The 21459-nt window shown below is 67.7% G+C and carries 22 protein-coding genes; 10 read left to right on the top strand and 12 right to left on the bottom strand.

Translation table 11 applies throughout. From position 1 onward, the window contains the following. Nucleotides 1-181 precede the first annotated feature (181 nt). Complete coding sequence (locus EIP85_RS16370) at nt 182-1156, top strand: J domain-containing protein (protein WP_127903297.1); 975 nt, start codon at nt 182-184, stop codon at nt 1154-1156. A 12-nt stretch (nt 1157-1168) separates the two neighbouring features. Here EIP85_RS16370 and EIP85_RS16365 read toward each other — a convergent pair whose 3' ends face one another. From EIP85_RS16365 to EIP85_RS16330, 8 genes are all read right to left on the bottom strand, one after another. After that, entirely contained in the window at nt 1169-2788 is a 1620-nt protein-coding gene (locus tag EIP85_RS16365) for an AMP-binding protein (RefSeq protein ID WP_127903296.1), read from the bottom strand. A 53-nt stretch (nt 2789-2841) separates the two neighbouring features. Next, nucleotides 2842-3246, bottom strand: a complete 405-nt coding sequence (locus EIP85_RS16360) for a RidA family protein (protein WP_127903295.1) — start codon at nt 3244-3246, stop codon at nt 2842-2844. Continuing rightward, entirely contained in the window at nt 3243-3656 is a 414-nt protein-coding gene (locus EIP85_RS16355; RefSeq protein ID WP_127903294.1) for an acyl-CoA thioesterase, read from the bottom strand. Before EIP85_RS16355 ends, EIP85_RS16360 begins: the two co-directional genes overlap by 4 nt. Continuing rightward, nucleotides 3653-4789, bottom strand: coding sequence for an acyl-CoA dehydrogenase family protein (locus EIP85_RS16350; RefSeq protein WP_127903293.1), 1137 nt, complete (start codon nt 4787-4789; stop codon nt 3653-3655). Before EIP85_RS16350 ends, EIP85_RS16355 begins: the two co-directional genes overlap by 4 nt. Nucleotides 4790-4876: 87 nt before the next feature. Continuing rightward, nucleotides 4877-5689 (bottom strand): enoyl-CoA hydratase family protein, encoded by an 813-nt coding sequence (locus tag EIP85_RS16345; protein ID WP_127903292.1) that lies wholly within the window; start codon nt 5687-5689, stop codon nt 4877-4879. Beyond that, entirely contained in the window at nt 5686-6141 is a 456-nt protein-coding gene (locus EIP85_RS16340; RefSeq protein ID WP_127903291.1) for a MarR family winged helix-turn-helix transcriptional regulator, read from the bottom strand. Before EIP85_RS16340 ends, EIP85_RS16345 begins: the two co-directional genes overlap by 4 nt. After that, nucleotides 6138-6878 carry an SDR family NAD(P)-dependent oxidoreductase gene (locus EIP85_RS16335; RefSeq protein WP_127903290.1) on the bottom strand — a complete coding sequence of 247 codons (741 nt, stop codon included), beginning with the start codon at nt 6876-6878 and terminating at the stop codon, nt 6138-6140. The genes EIP85_RS16340 and EIP85_RS16335 overlap by 4 nt, the downstream gene beginning before the upstream one ends. After that, nucleotides 6875-9160, bottom strand: a complete 2286-nt coding sequence (locus tag EIP85_RS16330) for a bifunctional salicylyl-CoA 5-hydroxylase/oxidoreductase (protein WP_127903289.1) — start codon at nt 9158-9160, stop codon at nt 6875-6877. Before EIP85_RS16330 ends, EIP85_RS16335 begins: the two co-directional genes overlap by 4 nt. 214 nt (nt 9161-9374) lie before the next feature. Here EIP85_RS16330 and dusA point away from each other — a divergent pair, with 214 nt between their 5' ends. Together dusA and EIP85_RS16320 are read left to right on the top strand one after the other, a co-directional pair. Next, nucleotides 9375-10382: a tRNA dihydrouridine(20/20a) synthase DusA gene (gene dusA / locus EIP85_RS16325; protein ID WP_127903288.1), complete on the top strand. Its 1008-nt coding sequence runs from the start codon at nt 9375-9377 to the stop codon at nt 10380-10382. 173 nt (nt 10383-10555) lie between these two features. Beyond that, nucleotides 10556-11374 (top strand): sulfite exporter TauE/SafE family protein, encoded by an 819-nt coding sequence (locus tag EIP85_RS16320; RefSeq protein WP_127903287.1) that lies wholly within the window; start codon nt 10556-10558, stop codon nt 11372-11374. A 90-nt stretch (nt 11375-11464) separates the two neighbouring features. On the opposite strand, the gene EIP85_RS16315 is transcribed toward EIP85_RS16320, so the two are convergent. Genes EIP85_RS16315 through ccmI form a run of 3 tightly spaced genes read right to left on the bottom strand, consistent with a single transcriptional unit; the run spans nt 11465 to nt 13406 of the window. Continuing rightward, complete coding sequence (locus tag EIP85_RS16315; protein WP_127903286.1) at nt 11465-11701, bottom strand: DUF1289 domain-containing protein; 237 nt, start codon at nt 11699-11701, stop codon at nt 11465-11467. Then, on the bottom strand, nt 11698-12183 hold the full coding sequence (gene ruvX, locus EIP85_RS16310) for a Holliday junction resolvase RuvX (RefSeq protein WP_127903285.1): 486 nt from the start codon (nt 12181-12183) through the stop codon (nt 11698-11700). The genes EIP85_RS16315 and ruvX overlap by 4 nt, the downstream gene beginning before the upstream one ends. Then, nucleotides 12180-13406 carry a c-type cytochrome biogenesis protein CcmI gene (gene ccmI, locus EIP85_RS16305; RefSeq protein WP_127903284.1) on the bottom strand — a complete coding sequence of 409 codons (1227 nt, stop codon included), beginning with the start codon at nt 13404-13406 and terminating at the stop codon, nt 12180-12182. Before ccmI ends, ruvX begins: the two co-directional genes overlap by 4 nt. 214 nt (nt 13407-13620) lie before the next feature. Here ccmI and EIP85_RS16300 point away from each other — a divergent pair, with 214 nt between their 5' ends. From EIP85_RS16300 to EIP85_RS16275, 6 genes are all read left to right on the top strand, one after another. Then, nucleotides 13621-14868 carry a sarcosine oxidase subunit beta family protein gene (locus EIP85_RS16300; protein WP_127903283.1) on the top strand — a complete coding sequence of 416 codons (1248 nt, stop codon included), beginning with the start codon at nt 13621-13623 and terminating at the stop codon, nt 14866-14868. A 91-nt stretch (nt 14869-14959) separates the two neighbouring features. After that, entirely contained in the window at nt 14960-15283 is a 324-nt protein-coding gene (locus EIP85_RS16295; protein WP_127903282.1) for a sarcosine oxidase subunit delta, read from the top strand. Next, nucleotides 15280-18291 (top strand): sarcosine oxidase subunit alpha family protein, encoded by a 3012-nt coding sequence (locus EIP85_RS16290; protein WP_127903281.1) that lies wholly within the window; start codon nt 15280-15282, stop codon nt 18289-18291. The genes EIP85_RS16295 and EIP85_RS16290 overlap by 4 nt, the downstream gene beginning before the upstream one ends. Further along, nucleotides 18284-18850: a sarcosine oxidase subunit gamma gene (locus tag EIP85_RS16285; RefSeq protein ID WP_127903280.1), complete on the top strand. Its 567-nt coding sequence runs from the start codon at nt 18284-18286 to the stop codon at nt 18848-18850. Before EIP85_RS16290 ends, EIP85_RS16285 begins: the two co-directional genes overlap by 8 nt. Nucleotides 18851-19213: 363 nt before the next feature. Continuing rightward, the gene (locus tag EIP85_RS16280) at nt 19214-19672 is read left to right on the top strand and encodes a hypothetical protein (RefSeq protein ID WP_127903279.1); all 459 of its coding nucleotides are present in this window, start codon (nt 19214-19216) and stop codon (nt 19670-19672) included. Nucleotides 19673-19798: 126 nt separating this feature from the next. Further along, complete coding sequence (locus tag EIP85_RS16275) at nt 19799-20398, top strand: superoxide dismutase (RefSeq protein WP_127903278.1); 600 nt, start codon at nt 19799-19801, stop codon at nt 20396-20398. Nucleotides 20399-20549: 151 nt separating this feature from the next. Here the strand turns inward: EIP85_RS16275 and EIP85_RS16270 are convergent, their stop codons facing one another. Beyond that, a complete protein-coding gene (locus EIP85_RS16270) occupies nt 20550-21107 on the bottom strand; it encodes an LOG family protein (protein ID WP_127903277.1) in 558 nt (185 codons plus the stop codon). A gap of 119 nt (nt 21108-21226) precedes the next feature. On the opposite strand from EIP85_RS16270, the gene EIP85_RS23040 reads away from it, so the two are divergent. Further along, a partial coding sequence (locus EIP85_RS23040; RefSeq protein ID WP_206615558.1) for a hypothetical protein occupies nt 21227-21459 on the top strand: 233 nt, incomplete at its 3' end.

The raw sequence follows: 21459 nt of genomic DNA, 5'->3' as shown, positions 1-21459 counted from the left end.
CGGCCCACTACCGCTGCTGCGCAGCGGCGCTGTTTGGTCAACAATGTGGCGCGTGCCCCGTCTTTGCGGCGAAGTCGTGGCGGGTGCCGCGAAAAAGCCATGTTACGGCACTATTGTGACACAATTTGGTCCGCTAAATTCCTCAAGTCGAACCAGAGCAGTTGCGCGGAGCGTCGGTCTCATGAACCCCTACGGTGTCCTGTCCGTTTCCGAAGATGCGCCCTTCGACCAGGTCGAACGGGCCTGGAAGTCGGCGGTGCGCCGGCACCACCCCGATCGGTTTTCGGGAATGGAGCGCGACACCAAGATGGCCCATGTCGCGCGGATCAACGCGGCCTATGACCAGATCCGCAAACTGCGCGCCTCGGCCAGCGCGATGCCGAAGGGATCTCCGCGCCCGGCCGCCAAGGCGGCCGCGAAGACGCAGCCCAAGACCGCTCCGCGCGCCTCGGCCCGGCCTTCGGCGCAGCCGCGCCCGGCGCGGACGGAACCACCGAAGGCGAAGGCCGGGCCCAGACCGGGTCCGAGCGCGCGTGGCCGCGTCGCTCCCGGCGCCGGCAGTCAGGCGCCCCAGCCGGCCATCCTCGCCGCGACCGCGATCGGGGACTGCCAGGCGAGCGACCTTGACCGTGCCGATTTTCGCGACCTGCGTCAGAACGCCTATGGCGTGATTGCGCGCGATCTTGGCCGGCGGCTTCGTCGCAGCCTGTTCCAGGCCATGACACTGGGCCTGAGCCAGGGCCGTTTCAGCCTCGCGCCGCTCTTCGAACTGCCGAGCTTTCCCAACGCGTTCCTGCCGCGCCAGATCGTGAAGCGCGGGTCCACCCTGAACGTGTTCTTCCTCGGCACTCCGATGCTCGGCGACACCATTCTGATCCCGGAGCTTGTCTCGGACGCGGGCAAGGGAAAGGGCCGGTTCCGCCGCGAGCGCTTCCACCGGCTCGAATACCGGGGCTGGAAGAACACGCGCAGCTACCGCGTGGGCCTCCTGGACAAGGAAGGCATGGAGGTGGTGGGCTGCCTGCCGGAGGCGGGCTACACCTCGATCCGGCTGTTCTTCCACCGCGAATATGTCAACCCGACGACCGCGCGGGCGATCCGCACCAGCCTGCCGCTGCGGCTCGGCCTCAACTGGCTCTACAAGCTTCACCGCTGAGGCGGCGGGGCGTCAGTCGCGCAGCCGGAAACGCTGGATCTTGCCGCTTTCGGTCTTCGGCAGGGCTGCGCGGAAGACGATGGAGCGGGGGTACTTGTAGGGCGCGATCACCGATTTGACGTGATCCTGCAGGAGTGTGACGAGCAGCGGCCCGGCTTCGGCCTCTGCCGCCAGAACAACATGCGCTTCCACGATCTCGCCGCGGTCCGGATCGGGCGCCCCAATCACCGCGCATTCCACGACGGCGGCATGGGAAAGCAGCGCCGCTTCCACCTCGGGTCCGGCGATATTGTAGCCGGCGCTGACGATCATTCCGTCGGTCCGGGCGGCGAAGTGGAAATAGCCGGCCTCGTCCTGCCGAAAGCTGTCGCCCGTCAGGTTCCAGCCGTTCTGCACGTATTCCGCCTGCTTCTCCGGCGCGCCGAGGTAGCGGCAACCAAGCGGTCCGCGCACGGCGAGGCGGCCGATCTCGCCCACCGGCACCGGATTGCCTGCGCGGTCGACGATCTGCGCCGTGTAGCCCGAGACGGGCCGCCCGGTGCAGGCCGGATGGCTGTCGCTGAAGCGGTTGGTGATGAAGATATGCAGCATCTCCGTCGCGCCGATTCCGTCAAGCATCGGCTTGCCCGTCTTTTCCATCCACTCCTCGTAGATCGGCGCCGGCAGCGTCTCGCCGGCCGAGACGGCGGCACGGAGACTGGAGAGGTCCGCGCCTTCCTCCATCGCGCGCAGCATCACCCGGTACGCGGTTGGGGCGGTGAAGCAGATCGTGGCACGATGCTTCTGGATGATCTCGATCAGGTTCGGAGGCGAGGCGTTTTCCAGCAGCGCCGCCGAGGCGCCGAAGCGCAGCGGGAAGACGGCGAGTCCGCCGAGACCGAAGGTGAAGGCCAGCGGCGGGGAGCCTACGAAGACATCCTCAGGCACCACACCGAGAACTTCCCTGGCATAGCCATCTGCGATGATCAGCAGGTCGCGGTGGAAATGCATTGTCGCCTTCGGATCGCCGGTTGTGCCGGAGGTGAAGGCGAGAAGCGCCACGTCGTCCCGCCCGGTCTTCACCGGGTCGAAGCGCACGGGTTTCGAGAGCGCGATCCGGTCGAGTTCGGCATCATGGTTGGCGGTGCCGTCGAAGGAGATCATGCGGTCGAGGACCGTGCTGTTCTTGTCGGCGGTGACCAGCTCCTCCATAAGTCGCGTGTCGCAGAGCGCATGGCTCACCTGCGCCTTCTCGACTATCTTTTTCAGCTCGCCCGCGCGCAGAAGCGGCATGGTGTTCACCGCGACCGCGCCCGCCTTCATCACGGCAAGCCAGCAGGCCACCATCGCCGGGTTGTTGGCGGATCGTATCAGAACCCGGTTGCCCGGTTTTACACCGTAATCCTCGATCAGCGCATGGGCGATGCGGTTCGACCAGTCGGCGAGTTCCTTGTAGGTGCGGATCCGGCCATTGCCGATCAGGGCGACATTGTCGCCGAAGCCCTTCGCCACCATCGCGTCCGTCAGCTCTACCCCGGCGTTGAGCCAGTCCGGATAGTCGAACCCGGTGAGGTCGATCTCCGGCCAAAGCTCCATCGGCGGAAGGTTGTCCCGGCAGAAGCTGTCGCTGTGTCCGGTCGGTCCGAGCTGCATCTTCATCTCCCCATTGCGCGGTCATTCGGCCGCGTCGTTCTGATCTTTCGGTTTCAGGCCGGGATCACGGCCGTGGCCTCGATCTCCAGCTTGGCGCGGTCCTCGACCAGGCCTGCGACCTGAAGCAGGGCCATCGCCGGATAGTGGCGGCCGATCGTCGCCTTGTAGGCCTCTCCAAGCCCCTTGAGGCTGGCGAGGTACTCGGCCTTGGAGGTGACATACCAGGTTAGCCGCACCAGATGCTCCGGCCGCGCCCCGGCCTCGGCGAGAACCGCCAGTATGTTTTCCAGGCATTGCCGGGCCTGTGCGGTGAAGTCGTCGCTCTCGAACTCCTGCGCTGCGTTCCAGCCGATGATGCCCCCAGTGAAGACCATGCGGCCCGAGGCCGCGATGCCGTTCGAATAGCCCGGCGTCCGCTTCCAGTGGCTGGGGTGAAGGATCTCGTGCGGGGTCGTCATGCGGTCTTCTCCCTGAAGGCTTCGAGACGGGTGCGGATCTCCTCCGGCCAGGCCGCGGCGCGGCCCTCCGGGGTGACCCAGACCAGCGTCAGCCGGGCGGTCATGCGCGTCGTGCCGCTCGCCGAGGCGGTCAGCGCGAAGGTGGTACTGGCGCCGCCGATCCGGGCGACCTCCAGCGCGAAATCGAGCCTCTCGCCGAGGCGGGAGGGGGCCTGGAAATCCGCCTCGATGCGGACGGTGGGGACCCCGTGGCGCTCGTCCATCGTGATCCGGGCATAGGGGTAGGCGAGGACCTCGGCGAAGAAGTTCTCGATCACCGAATTGGTCATCTCGAAATAGCGCGGGTAGAAGACGATCCCGGCCGGGTCGCAGTGGTTGAACTCTACCGGGATCTCACGGTGCCAGATCATGTCAGCACCGCGCGGGCGATGATCAGCTTTTGCACGTCGCTGGCGCCTTCGTAGATCCGCAGCGCCCGGATCTCGCGGTAGAGGCTCTCGACCGCGAAGCCCTTGCGCACCCCGTCGCCGCCATGAAGCTGCACCGCCGCGTCGATCACCTTCTGCGCGGCCTCAGTGGCATGGAGCTTCGCCATCGCGGCCTCGCGGCTGACGCGGGGGGCGCCGGCGTCCTTGGCCCAGGCCGCGCGGTAGACGAGGAGCGCCGAGGCGTCGATTTGCAGAGCCATCTCGGCAATCTGGCCCTGCACCATCTGCAGCTCGGCCATCGGCGCGCCCGCGATGCGGCGGGAGGTGACGCGCGCCAGCGCCTCGTCCAGCGCACGCCGGGCAAAGCCGAGCGCAGCGGCGCCCACGGTGGATCGGAAGACGTCGAGCACCGACATTGCGATCTTGAAGCCCGTGCCGCGCGCGCCGATCAGCGCCGCCTCTGGCAGTTCCACGCCGTTGAGCCTGAGCCGGGCGAGGGGGTGGGGGGCCACGGTCTCGATCCGCTCAGCGATCTCCAGGCCGGGCGCGGTTGCGGGCATCAGGAAAGCCGAGAGGCCCTTGGCGCCCGGCGCCTCGCCTGTCCGCGCGAAGATGACGTAGAGATCGGCGATGCCGCCGTTGGAGATATAGGTCTTCTCACCCGAGAGCCGCCAGCCGATGGCCGTCCGCTCCGCCCGCGTGGCGGTATTGGCGACGTCGGAACCGGAGCCCGGCTCGGTCAACGCAAAGGCAGAGATCGCCTTGCCCGCGCGCGTCCGCTCCAGCCATTCGCGCTGCTCCGGCGTGCCGAAGAGGCTGACCGCCCCCATCCCGAGCCCTTGCATCGCGAAAGCGAAATCGGCGAGCCCGTCATGCCGCGCCAGCGTCTCACGGATCAGGCAGAGGCTGCGCACGTCTAGTGCCTCGCCTTCGCCCGCGCCGGAATGCCTGAGCCAGCCATCCCGCCCCAGCGCCGCGACCAGCGCCTTGCAGGCCTCGTCCACCTCGCCGTGATCCACCGGAAGGTTGGCTGCGCACCAGTCCTCGAGCCGCACCGCCAGGTTGCGGTGCCGGTCGTCGAAGAAGGGCCATGTCAGGAAGCTCTTATCTGCCATCGTCTGTCCAAAAAATCCGTCGGGGGGCTCCGGTGCGCCATTGGGCCGAGCGCCCATGGCCACCGGGCGTACCCTCGCATTTTGCCCTCAATCGCCCGAAAAAACGGGCTTTTCCTTTGCCACGAAGGCGCGGTAGGCGCGCTCGAAGTCACGCGTCTGCATGCAGATCGCCTGAGCCTGCGCCTCCGCCTCGATCGCTTGGTCGAGGCTCATGTTCCATTCCTGGTTCAGCTGCGTCTTGGTGATGCCATGGGCAAAGGTCGGCCCCGCCGCGATCCGCTCCGCCAGCGCGATGGCGGCCGCGTCGAGCGCCTCGGGGGCGTGGAGCGCGTTCCAGAAGCCCCAGGCGGCGCCTTCCTCGGCCGACATCGAGCGGCCGGTGTAGAGAAGTTCCGCCGCGCGGCCCTGCCCGATGATACGGGGCAGCATGGCGCAGGCGCCCATGTCGCAGCCGGCCAGCCCGACCCGGGTGAAGAGGAAAGCGCATTTGGCCTCCGGCGTCGCCAGCCGCAGGTCGGAGGCCATGGCGATGATCGCCCCCGCGCCGACGCAGATGCCGTCGACTGCGGCGATCACCGGCTTGCCGCAATGAAGCATCGCCTTGATCAGATCGCCCGTCATCCGGGTGAAGGCCAGAAGCTCCTTCATCTCCATCCCGACCAGCGGGCCGATGATCTCGTGCACGTCGCCGCCGGAGCAGAAATTCCCGCCGTTCGAGGCGAAGACCACCACGTCGATGTCATCGGCATAGGCGAGCGCGCGGAAGACGTCGCGCAGCTCGGCGTAGCTTTCGAAGGTCAGCGGGTTCTTCCGCTCCGGCCGGTCGAGGCGGATGCGGGCGATCCGGCCCTCCACCTGCCAAAGGAAATGCCGGGCCTGGTAGGTCGCGAGATCGGTCACGCTTCAGCTCCCTTCCGCGCGCGGCGCAGGATGTCCGTCAGCGCATCCAGATCGGCATCGGTCAGGCCGCTGAAGAGCTGGTTAACCTCGCGCTCATGGGCCGCCGCGATGGACTCGAACTCGGCAAGGCCGTGCGCGGTGAGCGCGACCTGAACGGTGCGCCGGTCGGCCGGGTTCGGGGTGCGCTTGGCGAGCCCCTCGCGCTCCAGCCGGTCGACCACGGCGGTGGCATTGCCGTTGGAGACCAGCAGCATTCGCGACAGCTCCGTCATGCTGATCCCGTCGCGGCGGCGCCAGAGCGCGGCCATCACGTCGAACCGGGGCAGGGTGGTGTCGTGATTCACCCGCAGGTACTCTCGCAGGTGGTTCTCGGCCCGCCGCGTCGCGCCGAGAAGCCTGATCCAGGCCTTCAGACGGCGTTTGGACAGGGGATCGCAGGGCGTATCCCTCATATCTCTCCTCCCGATAGTGCCAGGGCATGACCATTGACCATCGCGGCGCCCGGCGAAGCCAGATAGAGAACGGCGGCGGAGACCTCCTCGACGGTGATCATCCGGCCGACCGGGTTCGAGCCGTAGAGCATCGCCTCGGCCTTCTCGCGTGGCACGTCGAAGCGGGCCATCAGCCCCTCGGCCGCCTTGTCTGCCATCGGCGTCGCCACGAAGCCGGGGCAGACCGCGTTGCACGTGATGCCCTTCTGCGCCACGTCCTGCGCGACCGAGCGGACAAGGCCAAGCACGCCATGCTTGGCCGCCGCATAGGCCGGGACGGGCGCGCCGCCCTTCAGGCTCGCGGTTGATCCGATGGCGATCAGACGCCCGCCCGGGCCCATGCCGCGCAGCGCCTCGCGGAAAGTCAGGAAAACGCCGGTGAGGGTGACCGCGAGCGTTTGGTTCCACATCTCGAGCGTCGTCGCGCCGATCTTTGCGAAGGTGCCGAGGCCGGCATTGGCCACGACCACGTCGAAGGGCGTCTCGAAAAGGGCCGCGACCTGCGTTTCGTCGGTCACGTCGCATGTGCGGATCGTCATGCCGCGCCCGCCATCGGTTTCGGCCAGCGCCGCGGCGTTGCGGCCGCAGATGGTGACGGCATCGCCCGACGCCGCGAAATCCCGCGCCACCTCCCGGCCGATGCCGGAGCCGCCGCCGGTGACGAGGACCCGCCGTGCCTGAGTTTCCGCCGCGCTCATGCCCGGATCGCCTCCTGTTGCCTTTCGCGCAGCCTTTGCGCCTGGTCGCGGCCCGGCAGATAGGGCAGCGGCCAGTCCGTGCCCGTGTCGCCCAACTCCACCGCCGCATGCAGCGTCCAGTAGGGATCGGCCAGATGCGGACGCGCGAGGCAGACAAGATCGGCGCGCCCGGCCATCAGGATCGAGTTTACATGGTCCGTCTCGTAGATATTGCCGACGGCCATGGTGCGGATCCCTGCCTCGTTCCGGATGCGGTCGCTGAAGGGCGTCTGGAACATCCGCCCGTAGACCGGCCGCGCCCGGGTCGAGGTCTGCCCGGCCGAGACGTCGATGATATCGGCCCCGGCCGCAGAGAACATCCGCGCGATATCGACCGCCTCCTCTGGCGTCACGCCATCGTCGCCGACCCAGTCATTGGCAGAGATGCGGACCGACATGGGCCGATCCTCAGGCCAGGCGGCGCGCATCGCGGCGAAGACCTCCAGCGGGTAGCGCATCCGGTTCTCGAGACTGCCGCCATATGCGTCCGTCCGGCGGTTGGAGGTGGGCGAGATGAAGGAGGAGAGGAGGTAGCCGTGCGCCGCGTGCATCTCGACCATGTCGAAACCAGCGCGGAGCGCCATTTCGGTCGAGGCGACAAACTCTGCCTTCACCCGGTCCATGTCGGCGCGGTCCATCTCCCGCGGCACGGAATTCTTGCCCGACCAGGGCAGGGCGGAGGCCGAGATCACCGGCCAGTTGTCGCGGGGCAGGGGACTGTCCATCTCCTCCCAGCCGAGTTGGGTAGAGCCCTTGCGGCCGGAATGGCCGATCTGGGCGCAGATCTTCGCCTGCGTCTCGGCGTGAACAAAATTGGTCAGTCGTCTCCAGGCCGCTTCGTGCTCCGGCGCGTAGAGGCCCGGGCAGCCGGGGGTGATGCGTCCCTCGGGGCTGACGCAGGTCATCTCGGTATAGACCAGCCCTGCGCCGCCCTTGGCGCGTTCGGCGTAATGGACGAAGTGCCAGTCCGTCGGGCAGCCCTCGACCGCCTTGTACTGCGCCATGGGCGAGACGACGACACGGTTTTTCAGCTCCATCCCGCGCAGGCGGATGGGCGCGAAGATCGGCGCGCGGCCGGGTGTGCCGCCGGCCTGAGACTGGAACCAACCTTCGGCCTCGGAAAGCCATGCAGGGTCGCGCAAGCGAAGGTTCTCGTGGCTGATCCGCTGGCTGCGGGTCAGCAGCGAGTACGCGAACTGCAGAGGCGGCATGTCGAGGTACCGCTCCACCTCCTCGAACCATTCGAGCGAGTTCCGCGCCGCCGATTGCAGGCGCAGCACCTCGAGACGCCGCTCGGCCTGGTAGCGCTCAAAGGCGGCCGAAAGGGTCGGTTCGGAATGCAGGTAATCGGCCAGGGCGATGGCCGAGTCGAAGGCCAGCCGCGAGCCGGAGCCGATCGAGAAATGGGCCGTTGCGGCTGCATCGCCCATCAGCACGACGTTCTCGTGATACCACGTCTCGCAGATGACCCGCGGGAACTGGATCCAGACCGCCGAGCCGCGAAGGTGCGTTGCGTTCGACATCAGTCCATGGCCGCCCAGGTGGCGTTCGAAGATGCGCCGGCAGGTCTCGACCGACTCCTCCTTGGACATCTGATCGAAGCCCCAGCGCTCCCAGGTCTCCGGTCCGCATTCGACGATGAAGGTCGCGGTTTCTGCATCGAACTGGTAGACATGCGCCCAGACCCAGCCATGCTCGGTCTTCTCGAAGATGAAGGTGAAGGCGTCGTCGAATTTCTGATGCGTGCCGAGCCAGATGAACTTGCAGCGCCGGGTGTCGATGCCGGGTTTGAAGATCTCGGCATATTCGCCGCGAACGCGGGAATTGATGCCGTCGCTGCCCACGACGATGTCGTATTCGGCGCGATAGGCCTCGGCGGACTTGAACTCCGTCTCGAACCGGAGGTCGACGCCGAGTTCCCGCGCACGCTCCTGCAGCAGGACCAGCATCTGCCGCCGCCCGATCCCTGCGAAGCCGTGCCCGCCCGACACGGTGCGATGGCCAGCATGGACCACGGCGATATCGTCCCAATAGGCAAAATGGCTGCGGATCGCCTCGGTCGATTTCGGGTCGTTCTGCTGCATGCGGCCGAGGGCCTCGTCCGAAAGCACGACGCCCCAGCCGAAGGTGTCGTTCGCGCGGTTGCGCTCGATCACCGTGACCTCGTGGGCGGGGTCGCGAAGCTTCATCGAGATCGCGAAGTAAAGCCCGGCAGGGCCGCCGCCGAGACAGAGGATTTTCATGCCGCTCCCGTTCCTCTTCCATCGTTTCGGTAATTCTTGCATCGGGAAAACTGCATTTCAAGCAAAAAACTTTAAGTTTGAAGTATTTTGCTTTCTCTTGCCCGAACGCACTGCTTTGGCCGGGTCGGGTTCGGTTGTGCAGGCTGGGTGGATCGGCTAGAGGAGGGCTCCTTGAGCGCGACGGGCCGGACAAGCAATGGAATGCCTTGAGGTGATGGGACATCCAGATACATCGGCTGGCGGCACCGCTGCGGCGGCTCGGCTCAGCGTGGCGCCTATGATGGATTGGACAGACCGGCACTGCCGGGCCTTCCACCGCACGCTGACCCGCCACGCGCTGCTCTATACCGAGATGGTCACCGCCCAGGCGGTGATCCATGGCGACCGTCCGAGGCTTCTCGACTACGATGCGACAGAGCATCCGGTGGCGCTCCAACTCGGCGGGTCGGAGCCGGCGGAACTGGCGGAGGCGGTCCGGATCGCCGCGGACTGGGGCTATGACGAGATTAACCTCAATGTCGGCTGCCCCTCGGACCGGGTGAAAGCGGGCTGCTTCGGCGCCGTTCTCATGCTGGAGCCGGAACGCGTCGCGGCCTGTGTGGCGGCGATGCGGGCGGTGAGCCCGGTCGAGGTGACCGTCAAATGCCGCATCGGCGTCGACGAGCAGGTGCCGGAAGAGGTTTTGCCGGCCTTCCTCGAAACCGTCTCCGCCGCGGGGGTGACGCGGTTTGCAATCCACGCCCGCAAGGCCTGGCTGCAGGGGCTGTCGCCGAAAGAGAACCGCGAGATCCCGCCGCTCGACTATCCGCTGGTCGTCGAGATGAAGCGCCGCTTTCCGCAGTTCCACATCTCGATCAACGGCGGGATCACCGGGCTCGACCAGGCGGAGGAGCTGCTTGAGCAGGGGCTCGACGGCGTCATGCTGGGACGCGCGGCCTATCACGAACCAGCCCTGCTTCTGGAGGCGGATGGGCGGTTCTGGGGCGATCCGCGCGGGATCTCGGCGCATGAGGCCGTGGAAGAGTTCCGGCCCTATATAGCCCGTCACCTGGAGTCCGGGGGGCGGCTGCACCAGATCACCCGCCACATGCTGGGCCTCTTCCACGGCCAGCCCGGGGCGCGGGGCTGGCGGCGGGTGCTGTCGGAGCGGGCGACGCGACCGGGGGCGGGGTTCGACGTTCTCGACGCTGCCCTGGCCGAGCTTCTGCGCGACGCGGCCTGACGTCTGGACTTCCCATTAGCCCGAAGAGTTAACCCCGAGAGCATGGCGACGGTTGGGTCCTGTGACCCCGCCACCACCAAGGCGTGAGCCCGAATCTCGCCCGGATCTCAGAGGGCTGGCATGTCAATTGCGCTCGCGCTATCTGGAGGCGCGCGTGAACACGGAGGTCCATCATGCCCGCTGCATCCGCCCTGCTGCCGATGGCAGCCCTATTGGTTGTCATCGGAGGCTTTGGCGGCGTCCTGGCAGGCCTTCTGGGCGTCGGGGGCGGTATCGTCCTTGTGCCGGCCTTTTTCTACGCCTTCTCCTATCTGGGCTATGGCGGCCCGCATATCCTGCAGATCTGCGTGGCGACCTCGCTGGCCACCATCGTGGTGACCTCCGCCCGTTCCGTCATGGCGCACAGCCGAAAGGGTGCGGTGGACTGGGACATCCTGAAGGGCTTCGGCCCGGGGATCGTGATCGGGTCGATCGTCGGGTCTTTCATCGTGGCGCAGCTTCACACCGAGGCGCTGCAGATCATCTTTGGCGTTCTGGCGCTTGTCGTGTCCTTCTACCTCGGCCTCGGCCGGGCGGACTGGCGGTTGGGCGAGGCAATGCCCACGGGCCTTCTGCGCGCGATCCTCTCGCCGCTTGTGGGGTTCCTGTCGGTTCTGATGGGGATCGGCGGCGGTTCCTTCGGGGTGCCGATGATGACGCTTTACTCGCGGCCGATCCACCGGGCGGTCGCGACGGCGGCGGGCTTCGGGATCCTGATCGCGGTGCCTTCGGTGATCAGCTTCCTGTTCACCACGGTGCCGGGCGCGCCGCCGATGACGGTGGGTCTGGTGAACGTCCCGGCCTTCCTTCTGGTCATTGCCATGACGCTAATCACCACGCCCTGGGGCGTGAAGCTGGCCCATGCGATGGATCCGAAGCCGCTGAAGCGGGTCTTCGCGTTCTTCCTGTGCCTGGTCGCGCTGAACATGCTGCGCAAGGCGCTCGGCTTCTGACGCCAGCCAGGAACGATTTCGGCAGCGGGCCATCGGCCTGCCGCCTGTAATTTCCAGGGAAAGCCGCCAGGCAGGCCGGGGTGCCCCGGCCTAGTCCTCTCGCTGCAGCCGGGCGGCGCGGCCGCCGCGACGCTGGCGCAGCATCGGCCCGCGTGTCGGCAGTTCGGCCATCACCGCGCGGCGCGCCTCGGGCGACATCCGCGACCAGGTTGCAATCTCGTCAAGCGTGCGGTGGCAGCCCACGCAAATCCGCGCTTCCGGATGGACCACGCAGACCTTCACGCAGGGGCTGTCCACTTCAGCCCTTTCCCAGACATCGTCCTTCACCTGTCGCCTTCCCGCCTCAGATATTGCAAACGGTCCAGAACCCCTTGCAATATATAGCCGGCTGCGACCTTATCGATGACCTCTTTGCGACGTTTTCGGGTCGCATCCGCCTCCAGCAGCGCCCTTTCGGCGGCCACCGTGCTCAGCCGCTCGTCCCAGAAGCCGATGGGAAGCTCTGTCAGGCGGGAGAGGTTGCGGGCGAAGGCGCGCGTCGACTGGCAGCGCGGCCCCTCCGTCCCGTCCATGTTGCGCGGCAGGCCGAGGATGATCCCGCCCACCTCCCGCGCCTGCGTCAGCGCCAGGAGTGCCGCGGCGTCCTCGGTGAACTTGGTGCGCCGGATCGTCTCCACCGGCGTCGCGATGGAAAGAAGGCGGTCGGACAGCGCCACCCCGATCGTCTTGGTGCCGAGGTCGAGTCCGGCGATGGGCCGGCCGCGGGGGAGGGCCGCGGCGAAGCCCTCGATCTCCTCGATGACGCTCATCCGGCCACCCCCGCGGCGTCGGCTGCCGCCCGGACCGGGGCAAGCTTCTCTGCATCGCCGGCAAAGGCGGCCTGTGCCTTCAGCCAGGTGGCCTTGGCCTTGTCGGTCTCCCCCAGCACGCCATAGGCCTTGATGAGTTGCGCCCATTCGGCGGGCGAGCCGCCCTGCGTCTCCAGCCGGGTGGAGAGCTGCTCGACCATGCCGCGGATCATCTGCTGGCGCTCGGCCGGGCTCATCGTCGCGGCCGCCGCCATATCGCCGGCGGTCGGGCCAGCGGTGCCCTGATCGGGCGGCAGCTGGTAGTTGATGCCGGCGGCCTGGGCGACGGCCTCGATCTGCCCGCGGATCGCGGCGGTCCAGGGCGCGGCCTTCTGCCCCTCGCTCAGCAGCGGCTGCCAGAGCTGGAAGGTCAGGTCGGGCCGTCCGACCTGTTCGTAGAGCAGTCCGGTGAAGAACCGGGCGGTCGCATTCTTCGGATCGCGCTTCAGCGCCTCGGCCAGAAGCGGGTCGGCCTGGGGCGAGACCCGGCCGCCGGCAGCCAGGACCATCAGCTCGCCCTGCAGGGCGTAATCCTTAGCCGTGGCCTTCGCGCCCTCCAGCCGGATCACCTGTGCCTGCGCCTTCCAGGCCGCGTCGTAATGGTTCAGCCGCGCCTCGTTCTCGGCCAGGAGGCGCTGGCCCTGCAGGTCGTCGGGGCGATCCTTCACCGCCGCGCGGAGCTGCGCGATCAGGGCGAGGTATTTCGGATCGGCCTTGACCGCCGGCGGCTTCGGTGCCTCGGCCTCCATCTGTGCCTGGCTCGGCCGGTCGTGCATCGCCTGACGCGAGGCGGCGAGGCGTTCGGCCATCGGAAGATCGGCATAGCCTGGCGCGCCAAGCCGGTCGTAAAGCGCCAGGGCCCCCAGTCCGAGGAGGAGCACCGCCAGGCTCGCCGACAGCGTTGCCCAGCGGGGGGCGGCGCCGGCCTTGGCCTCGCGCGCCGCCGCGCGGTCGGCGTCAAGCACCCGGCGCGCCACCTCGGCCCGAAGCCGCCCGGCCTCCTCGGCCCCGATGATGCCGCGGGAGAGGTCGCGTTCGACCTCCTTCATCTGATCGCGGTAGACCTGAAGATCATGCTCGGCCGACGGCTCCGCCCCGTGCCGGCTGCGAAGCGCGAGCAGCATCAGAACGGCGACCAGAGCAGTGATCACCGCCGCCGTAATCCAGAATTCCCAAAGGACCATACGCCCCTCCTTCGCCCCCTCCGTTTACGGCGAAAGCGCTTATTGCAAAAGGGCCAATCGGGGCCGCGCGTCCCCGCCGGGGCGGGCGTTCTGCCGCAGTCTGGCGCCAATGTCGCATTCTTCCCGATTGTGCCGTTTCGGGAGGGGGCTCTAGATAGGCGCTCAGCCAGAACCGCAACGGGGCAGGACGGTGCTGCCCGAGGGATTCGTGCCGATGAAACGCTACTCCGTCTTCGCCATTGCCCGTGAGGCCCTGCGCTACCATCAGGGGTGGGAGCGCGCCTGGGCCTCGCCCGAGCCGAAAGCCTCCTATGATGTGATCATCATCGGCGCCGGCGGCCATGGCCTTGCCACGGCCTATTACCTCGGCAAGAACTTCGGCATCACCAATGTCGCGGTGATCGAGAAGGGCTGGCTTGGCGGTGGTAATACCGGGCGGAACACCACGATCATCCGCTCGAACTACCTGCAGGACCCCTCCGCCGCGATCTACGAGAAGGCCCGCAGCCTTTACGAAAGGCTGAGCCAGGACCTGAACTACAACGTCATGTTCAGCCCCCGCGGCGTGATCATGCTGGCCCAGACCCATCACGAGGTCCGCGGCTACCAGCGCACCGCCCATGCCAACGCGCTGCAGGGCGTCACCACCGAATGGATCGGCCCGGCAAAGGTGAAGGAGCTGGTGCCGATCATCAACATCGAGGGGCCGCGCTACCCGGTCCTCGGTGGCCTCTGGCAGGCGCGCGGCGGCACCGCCCGGCATGACGCGGTGGCCTGGGGCTATGCCCGGGCCTGCTCTGCCATGGGCATGCACATCATCCAGAAATGCGAGGTTACCGGCGTCCGCTCCGAGGGCGGCAAGGTTACCGGCGTCGAGACCACGAAGGGCTTCATCGGCACCAAGAAGCTCGGCATCGTCGTCGCAGGTCATTCCGGCCAGGTGGCCGAGATGGCCGGCTTCCGCCTGCCGATCGAGGCGGTGGCGCTGCAGGCGCTGGTCTCCGAACCGATCAAGCCCTGCATGGACGTGGTCGTCATGGCCAACACCGTGCATGGCTACATGAGCCAGTCCGACAAGGGCGAGATGGTGATCGGCGGCGGCACGGACGGGTTCAACAACTTCACCCAGCGCGGTTCTTTCCACCATATCGAGGAAACGCTCCGCGCGCTGGTCGAGACCTTCCCGATGATCTCGCGCCTGAAGATGCTGCGCCAGTGGGGCGGGATCGTCGACATGACCGGCGACCGTTCTCCCATCATCTCGAAGACGCCGCTGGGCAATTGCTTCATCGACTGCGGCTGGGGCACGGGTGGCTTCAAGGCGATCCCCGGTTCCGGCTGGGCGATGGCGGAGCTGATGGCCAAGGGCGAGCCCGGGCCGCTGGCCGCCGAATTCGGCCTTGACCGCTTCCGCGAGGGCCGCTTCATCGACGAGAGCGTCGCGGCCGGGGTGGCGCACTGATGGCCTCCCGCCTCCTTCATCTTGGTGAACATATCCCGGGGGTCCGGGGGCAAAGTCCCCGCCCGGCCTCCGCAGCCCCGAGGGCCCGCCCATGCTGATCCTTGAATGCCCCTACTGCGGCGTAAAGGCCGAGGAAACCGAGCTTTCCCCCGGCGGCGAGGCGCATCTGGTGCGATACGGCGCCGGCTCCTCGGACGAGGATTACGAAGCCTACATGTTCGCCCGCAAGAACCCCAAGGGCGTCCATTTCGAGCGCTGGCGCCATGCCCATGGCTGCGGCAAGTGGTTCCTCGCCGCGCGCTGTACCGCGACGCTCGAGGTATTCGGAACGTATCCCGCGCAGAGCAAGGAACCGCCGGCCGATCTGGTCGCGGCGATCAAGGCGAAGCGACCGGGCTGGGAGGGCTGGAAATGAGCACGCGGCTTTCCACCGGCGGGCGGCTGATCGACCGCTCCAAGGCAGTCGAGTTTTCCTTCAACGGCAAGCGGCTGAAGGGCTTTGCCGGCGACACGCTCGCCGCGGCGCTGCTGGCGAACGACCAGATGATGGTCGGGCGCAGCTTCAAGTATCACCGTCCGCGCGGCGTCGTCGCCTCTGGCGCGGAGGAGCCGAACGCGCTGATGAACCTCGGCGAGGGCGGCCGGTTCGAGCCGAACCAGCGCGCCACCACGACCGAGCTCTTCGCCGGCCTCACCGCGGCCAGCCAGAACCACTGGCCGAGCCTCGAGTTCGATGTTGGCGTGCTGAACAACACCGCCGCGCGCTTCCTGCCGGCGGGCTTCTACTACAAGACCTTTATGGCCCCGCGCCCGGCCTGGAAGCATGTCTTCGAGCCGTTCATCCGGCAGTCCGCCGGTCTCGGCAAGGTGCCGCAGGAGCGTGACGCCGACCGCTACGAGCATTTCTATTACTACACTGATGTGCTTGTCGTCGGTGGCGGCGTCGCGGGGCTGCAGGCCGCAAAGGCCGCGGCGGAGACGGGCGCGCGTGTCCTCCTTCTCGAGCAGACCGCGCACTGGGGCGGCCGTGCCCCGGTCGACGGGGTGGAGATCGACGGCGCGCCGGCCGAGGCGTGGATCAACGCCGCGGTCGAAGCCCTTGGAAAGATGGAGAATGTGACCCTTCGCCTGCGCTGCATGGCTGCCGGGGTCTATGACCACGGCTACGTGCTGGCCGACGAGAAGCTCGCGGACCATACCCCCGGTGATGGGCGGCCGCGGCACCGTCTGTGGCGCATCCGCGCGGGACGTGTCGTCACCGCCACCGGCGCGATCGAGCGTCCCTTGCCCTTCGCGGGCAATGATATCCCCGGCGTCATGCTGGCCTCGGCGGCGCGCGATTACGTGGTGAACTGGGCGGTGAGCCCGGGCGACCGCACCGTCGTTGTCACCAACAACGACGATGCCTACCGCACGGCGCTGGCGCTGAAGGCGGCCGGGCTGATCGTGCCGGTGATCGTCGATGCGCGGCCCGAGGCGACGGGAGAGCTTCCCGAGAAGGCCCGCGCCGCCGGCATCCGGGTCGAAACCGGCAAGGCGATCGCCAAGGTCAAGGGCGCGCGCCGGGTTACCGGCGTGACGCTCTGCCTGCAGGCGGGCGAGGGCGCGGTTCTGGAGGAGATCGCCTGTGACGCGGTCGCCATGTCCGGCGGCTGGTCGCCTGTGGTCCATCTCTGGTCCCATTGCGGCGGCAAGCTGATCTGGGACGAGGCGGGCGCCATGTTCCGCCCCGATCCCGCCAAACCCCCGACCGGCGCAGATGGCGCGGGCTTCGTGATCGTCGCGGGCGCCGCCAACGGCGCCCTGGCGGCGGGCGAGGGGATGGTGGACGCGCAGGCCGCGGGCGCCTCGGCTGCCGCGGCGCTTGGTGCCAAGGGGAAGGCTTCCGCCGCCGCCAAGGCCACGGCCGAGGCCGAGGCTCCGCTCATGCCGGTCTGGGTCATGCCGCAGGGCGCGCCGCCGGCGCTGCGGATGAAGATGTGGCTCGACTATCAGAACGACGTGAAGGTCTCTGATGTACAGCTCGCCGCGCGCGAGGGCTACGAGAGCGTCGAGCACACCAAGCGTTACACCACGCTCGGCATGGCGACAGACCAAGGGAAGCTGAGCAATATCAACGGTCTCGCGGTGCTTTCTCAGTCACTGAACGCGCCCATTCCGGCCGTCGGCACCACCACCTTCCGTCCGCCCTATACGCCGGTCCCGATTGGCGCGCTGGCGGGCGAGGCGCGGGGCGAGATCTTCCAGCCGCTCCGCCGCACGCCGCTGCATGACTGGCACGAGGCGCATGGCGTGGAATGGGAACCCGTCGGCCATTGGCGCCGCCCGTTCTGCTACAAGCGTGCGGGCGAGACGACCGAGCAGGCGGTGAACCGGGAGGTTCTCAACACCCGCGACAAGGTCGGCCTTCTGGACGCCTCGACGCTCGGCAAGATCCTGGTGAAGGGGTCGGATGCCGGCCGCTTCCTAGACATGCTCTACACCAACATGATGAGCACGCTGCCGGTGGGCAAATGCCGCTACGGGCTGATGTGCAACGAGAACGGCTTCCTGTCCGACGACGGCGTGGTGGTGCGGCTCGCGGAGGACGAGTGGCTTTGCCACACGACCTCGGGCGGGGCGGACCGCATCCATGGCTGGATGGAAGATTGGCTGCAATGCGAATGGTGGGACTGGAAGGTCTATGTGGCCAACCTGACCGAGCAATATGCACAGATCGGTGTCGTCGGCCCCAATGCGCGCAAGGTGCTTGAAAAGCTCGGCGGCATGGACGTCTCGAAGGAGACATTGCCCTTCATGCAATGGGCGGAGGGCACGCTGGGCGGCTTCCGGGCGCGGGTCTACCGGATCTCCTTCTCGGGGGAACTCAGCTACGAGATCGCGGTGCCTGCTTCGGAAGGTGCAGCCTTCTGGGACGCGGTCGTGGCCGCGGGCGAGGAGTTCGGCGCGATGCCCTATGGCACCGAGGCGCTTCACATCATGCGGGCCGAGAAGGGCTTCATCATGATCGGCGACGAGACGGACGGCACGGTGATCCCGCAGGACCTCGGGTTGAACTGGGCGATCTCGAAGAAGAAGGAAGACTTCCTCGGCAAGCGCGGGCAGGAGCGGGTGCATATGACCGATCCGGAGCGCTGGAAGCTCGTCGGGCTCGAGACGCTCGACGGCTCGGTGATCCCGGACGGCGCCTATGCGGTGGCGCCGGGGACCAACGCGAACGGCCAGCGCAACACGGAAGGTCGTGTGACTTCAACCTATTACTCGCCGACCCTGAAGCGCGGAATCGCCATGGGCCTGATCCGGCGCGGTCCGGAGCGGATGGGCGAGACGGTGGAGTTTCCGAAGGTCGGCGGCGGGTCGGTCGTGGCCAAGATCGTGGACGCGGTGTTCTTCGACAAGGACGGGGAGAAGCAGAATGTCTGAGCCCCAGAGCGCGCTCGGCGGCGCAATGGCCGAGGGTTTCGTCCGGGTCGAGGAGGTCGGTCCGGTCGGCATGATCACCCTGCGCGGGGATCTTGCCTCGGCGACGCTCGGGCAGGCGGTGAAGGCGGCCGTGGGGCTAGGCGTGCCCGGCCCCCGTCGGATCGAGATCGCGGGCGACAAGGCCGTGGGCTGGATGTCGCCGGACGAGCTGCTGCTGGTGCTGCCCTATGCCGAGGTGCCCGCGACCGTCGCGGCGCTGAACACCGCGCTGGCGGGCGAGCATCACCTTGCGGTCGACGTCTCCGACGCACGGGCGGTTTTCCGGGTCACGGGCGAGGGCGCGCGCGAGGCCCTGGCCAAGCTGACGCCCACGGACCTTTCGCCTGGGGCCTTCGGGCCGGGCGAGCTGCGGCGCAGCCGGGCGGCGCAGGTCTCTGCGGCGTTCTGGCTGGACGGGGAGGGGGCCTTCACGCTGGTCTGCTTCCGCTCGGTCGCGGGCTATGTCTTCGGTCTTCTCTCCAACGCCGGGGCGGCGGGGGGCGAGGTCGGCGCCTGGTAGCCGGAAGAGCGTTGACGAGAGCTTGCGGGGGCGTCCGGAAGGGCGCCCTTTTCTTTTGGCCGGGCGGAGCAAGGCCTTGGGAAGGCAGGAAAAACGCCCTGCCGATTCAGCACCGTTTCCGCACCGCTTTCGCACCGTATTCAAACCGTAAATCGGGACGGTGCCCGGGCGTTTCGCGCAACGTCCCGGCGCACCCGTCTGCCCTGACCGGTTTCCGCCCCCGCCGGCCGGCGCCCGGCGCCGCTGTTCACGGAAAGTTATCCGGCACCGGCAGCATGTTACGTTGACAGGGGCGAGGCCCCGGAACAGCGTGCGGACGGGCCTGAACGGTGGCCGGTGCTTGTAGCGAGTGGGAGAGTGACGATGGCGCAACGGATCGCAATGCGGGTCGCCGGTCTGGCGGCCGTGGCTCTGGCCCTGGGAACGGCGATGCCGGCGCAGGCCAAGCTGAGGGTCTACCGGACCGACCAGATCTGGCGCTGCAAGGTCAGGCAGAAGGCGAAGTTCATCCCGGCGTTCCTGGTGGTCGTCTACCGGCCGTCGAAGCACCACGCCTTCGTCGAGGACGGTTATATCTACAAGCACTTCAAGCAGCCGATCCCCGCCCAAGTGACTGAGGACGACAGCGACCGTCTGCGCATGACCTGGACGCTGCACGGAGTGGAGGGCCACACGACGCAGGGCGCCCGGGTCGCCGCCGACTTTCGGTTCAAGGCCGATTTCGTCAAGGCGGCGGATCGGTTGATCGTCAATTCCACGGTGGTCGACTACCGCAACATGCCCGGGCAGGGCGTCTACGACTGCACCGAGCGGAAGCGCTAGAACCGGGCGCGGGACAGGCGCGGGATGGCTGGCTTTCGCCGGGCAGATGAGCGCCCGCCCTTGACCTTCCGGCCGTGAGCGCTCTTATTCGCCGGGAATGTTCATCCAGCGCGAAAGGATACCACAATGGCTTTCGAACTTCCCGATCTTCCCTATGCGCATGACGCACTCGCGCCCTACGGCATGTCGAAGGAGACGCTGGAGTACCACCACGACCTTCACCACAAGGCCTATGTCGACAACGGCAGCAAGCTGATCGCCGGCACCGAGTGGGAGAACAAGTCGCTCGAAGACATCATCACCGGCACCTACCAGGCTGGCGCCGTGGCGCAGAACGGCATCTTCAACAATGCCTCGCAGCATTGGAATCACACGCAATTCTGGGCGATGATGGGCCCGGGCAAGACCGGGATCCCCGGCGCGCTGGAAAAGGCGCTGACCGAGGCCTTCGGGTCGGTCGACAAGTTCAAGGAAGCCTTCGCCGCCGCCGGTGCGGGGCAGTTCGGCTCGGGCTGGTGCTGGCTGGTGAAGGACAAGGACGGCAGCCTCAAGGTCACCAAGACCGAGAATGGCGTGAACCCGCTCTGCTTCGGGCAGACCGCGCTTCTGGGCTGCGACGTGTGGGAGCACTCCTACTACATTGACTACCGCAACAAGCGGCCGGCCTATCTGACGAACTTCCTCAACAATCTCGTGAACTGGGAAAACGTGGCCTCGCGCCTCTGATCCCCGGAGTTCCGGTTTGAAGAAAGGCCCGTCGGGATCCTCCCGGCGGGCCTTTTCGTTTCGGGGTGCCGGGTGGTGAGGAGGGGCAGGGCCCGTCCGCGGGTGTGGGGGAAAGGTGCGCAATGAATGCGCACCCTACGGTCGACTGGCTTTACGCCATCGCGGCGCGGAGCGCGGGGGCAAGGGCGGCGGTGTCGGCCACAAGGTGGACGAAGCCCGCCATCTCGGCCGGTGCGAAGCCTTCGGCGACGATATGCTCGATCAGGCCCATCAGCGGCTGCCAGTAGCCCTCTGTGTCCAGCAGGAAGATCGGCCGCTCGTGCAGCCCGAGCTGGCGCCAGGTCAGCACCTCGAAGAACTCGTCGAGCGAGCCGGCGCCACCGGGCAGCACCACGATCGCGTCGGAGTTCATGTACATCACCTTCTTGCGCTCGTGCATCGTCTCGGTGACGACCAGGGTCGAGAGGTCCCGCTTGCCCTGCTCGAAGCGGAAGAGATGGGTCGGGATGACGCCGAAGGTCTCTGCCCCCGCGCCCTGGGCGGCGCGGGCGACCTCTCCCATCAGCCCGACGTCGCCCGCGCCGTAGACCAGCCGCCAGCCCTCGGCCGCGATCATGGCGCCGGTTGCGCGGGCGGCCTCGGCATAGGCGGGGCGGGTGCCCGCGCGCGAGCCGCAGTAGACGCAGACGGAACGCGGGCTTTGTGTCATGGTGGAGGACCTCGTGAAATGGCGGTGCCGAAAGGGCTTGTCATCGCCCCTGATAGCGGGGTTGATAGGGGCACTCAAGCGCCGGCCCCGAAGCCGGCCGGGCCACAGGGAAGGCTGGAATGAAGGCGTGGAAAGAGCTCGGGACGGGCGGCCGGACGGGCGTCGTGGCCGCGGCGGTCGTCGTGGTGGCGGTGCTGGGATATGCCGGCTGGCAGGCCACGCGGCCCGCGCCAGAGGTGCCCGCGCCGGTGGTGCCCTCCCCGGCGCCGGCCGCCCCCGCCGCGAAACCGGCGAGCCCCGCCCCGGCGGCGCAGGCCCCGGCCAAGTCGGCCGGCACCACCGCGGCGCCCGC

Source organism: Solirhodobacter olei, from assembly GCF_004010155.1.
Taxonomy (GTDB): domain Bacteria; phylum Pseudomonadota; class Alphaproteobacteria; order Rhodobacterales; family Rhodobacteraceae; genus Solirhodobacter; species Solirhodobacter olei.
The sequence above is the reverse complement of the archived record's forward strand: the minus strand, read 5'-3'. Positions and strand labels throughout refer to the sequence as shown.

Coding starts and splice junctions, on each gene's coding strand:
- EIP85_RS16370 (WP_127903297.1), top strand. CDS start 182: ATGAACCCCTACGGTGTCCTGTCCGTTTCCGAAGATGCGCCCTTCGAC.
- EIP85_RS16365 (WP_127903296.1), bottom strand. CDS start 2,788: ATGCAGCTCGGACCGACCGGACACAGCGACAGCTTCTGCCGGGACAAC.
- EIP85_RS16360 (WP_127903295.1), bottom strand. CDS start 3,246: ATGACGACCCCGCACGAGATCCTTCACCCCAGCCACTGGAAGCGGACG.
- EIP85_RS16355 (WP_127903294.1), bottom strand. CDS start 3,656: ATGATCTGGCACCGTGAGATCCCGGTAGAGTTCAACCACTGCGACCCG.
- EIP85_RS16350 (WP_127903293.1), bottom strand. CDS start 4,789: ATGGCAGATAAGAGCTTCCTGACATGGCCCTTCTTCGACGACCGGCAC.
- EIP85_RS16340 (WP_127903291.1), bottom strand. CDS start 6,141: ATGAGGGATACGCCCTGCGATCCCCTGTCCAAACGCCGTCTGAAGGCC.
- EIP85_RS16335 (WP_127903290.1), bottom strand. CDS start 6,878: ATGAGCGCGGCGGAAACTCAGGCACGGCGGGTCCTCGTCACCGGCGGC.
- EIP85_RS16330 (WP_127903289.1), bottom strand. CDS start 9,160: ATGAAAATCCTCTGTCTCGGCGGCGGCCCTGCCGGGCTTTACTTCGCG.
- dusA (WP_127903288.1), top strand. CDS start 9,375: ATGGGACATCCAGATACATCGGCTGGCGGCACCGCTGCGGCGGCTCGG.
- EIP85_RS16320 (WP_127903287.1), top strand. CDS start 10,556: ATGCCCGCTGCATCCGCCCTGCTGCCGATGGCAGCCCTATTGGTTGTC.
- ruvX (WP_127903285.1), bottom strand. CDS start 12,183: ATGAGCGTCATCGAGGAGATCGAGGGCTTCGCCGCGGCCCTCCCCCGC.
- ccmI (WP_127903284.1), bottom strand. CDS start 13,406: ATGGTCCTTTGGGAATTCTGGATTACGGCGGCGGTGATCACTGCTCTG.
- EIP85_RS16300 (WP_127903283.1), top strand. CDS start 13,621: ATGAAACGCTACTCCGTCTTCGCCATTGCCCGTGAGGCCCTGCGCTAC.
- EIP85_RS16295 (WP_127903282.1), top strand. CDS start 14,960: ATGCTGATCCTTGAATGCCCCTACTGCGGCGTAAAGGCCGAGGAAACC.
- EIP85_RS16290 (WP_127903281.1), top strand. CDS start 15,280: ATGAGCACGCGGCTTTCCACCGGCGGGCGGCTGATCGACCGCTCCAAG.
- EIP85_RS16285 (WP_127903280.1), top strand. CDS start 18,284: ATGTCTGAGCCCCAGAGCGCGCTCGGCGGCGCAATGGCCGAGGGTTTC.
- EIP85_RS16280 (WP_127903279.1), top strand. CDS start 19,214: ATGGCGCAACGGATCGCAATGCGGGTCGCCGGTCTGGCGGCCGTGGCT.
- EIP85_RS16275 (WP_127903278.1), top strand. CDS start 19,799: ATGGCTTTCGAACTTCCCGATCTTCCCTATGCGCATGACGCACTCGCG.
- EIP85_RS16270 (WP_127903277.1), bottom strand. CDS start 21,107: ATGACACAAAGCCCGCGTTCCGTCTGCGTCTACTGCGGCTCGCGCGCG.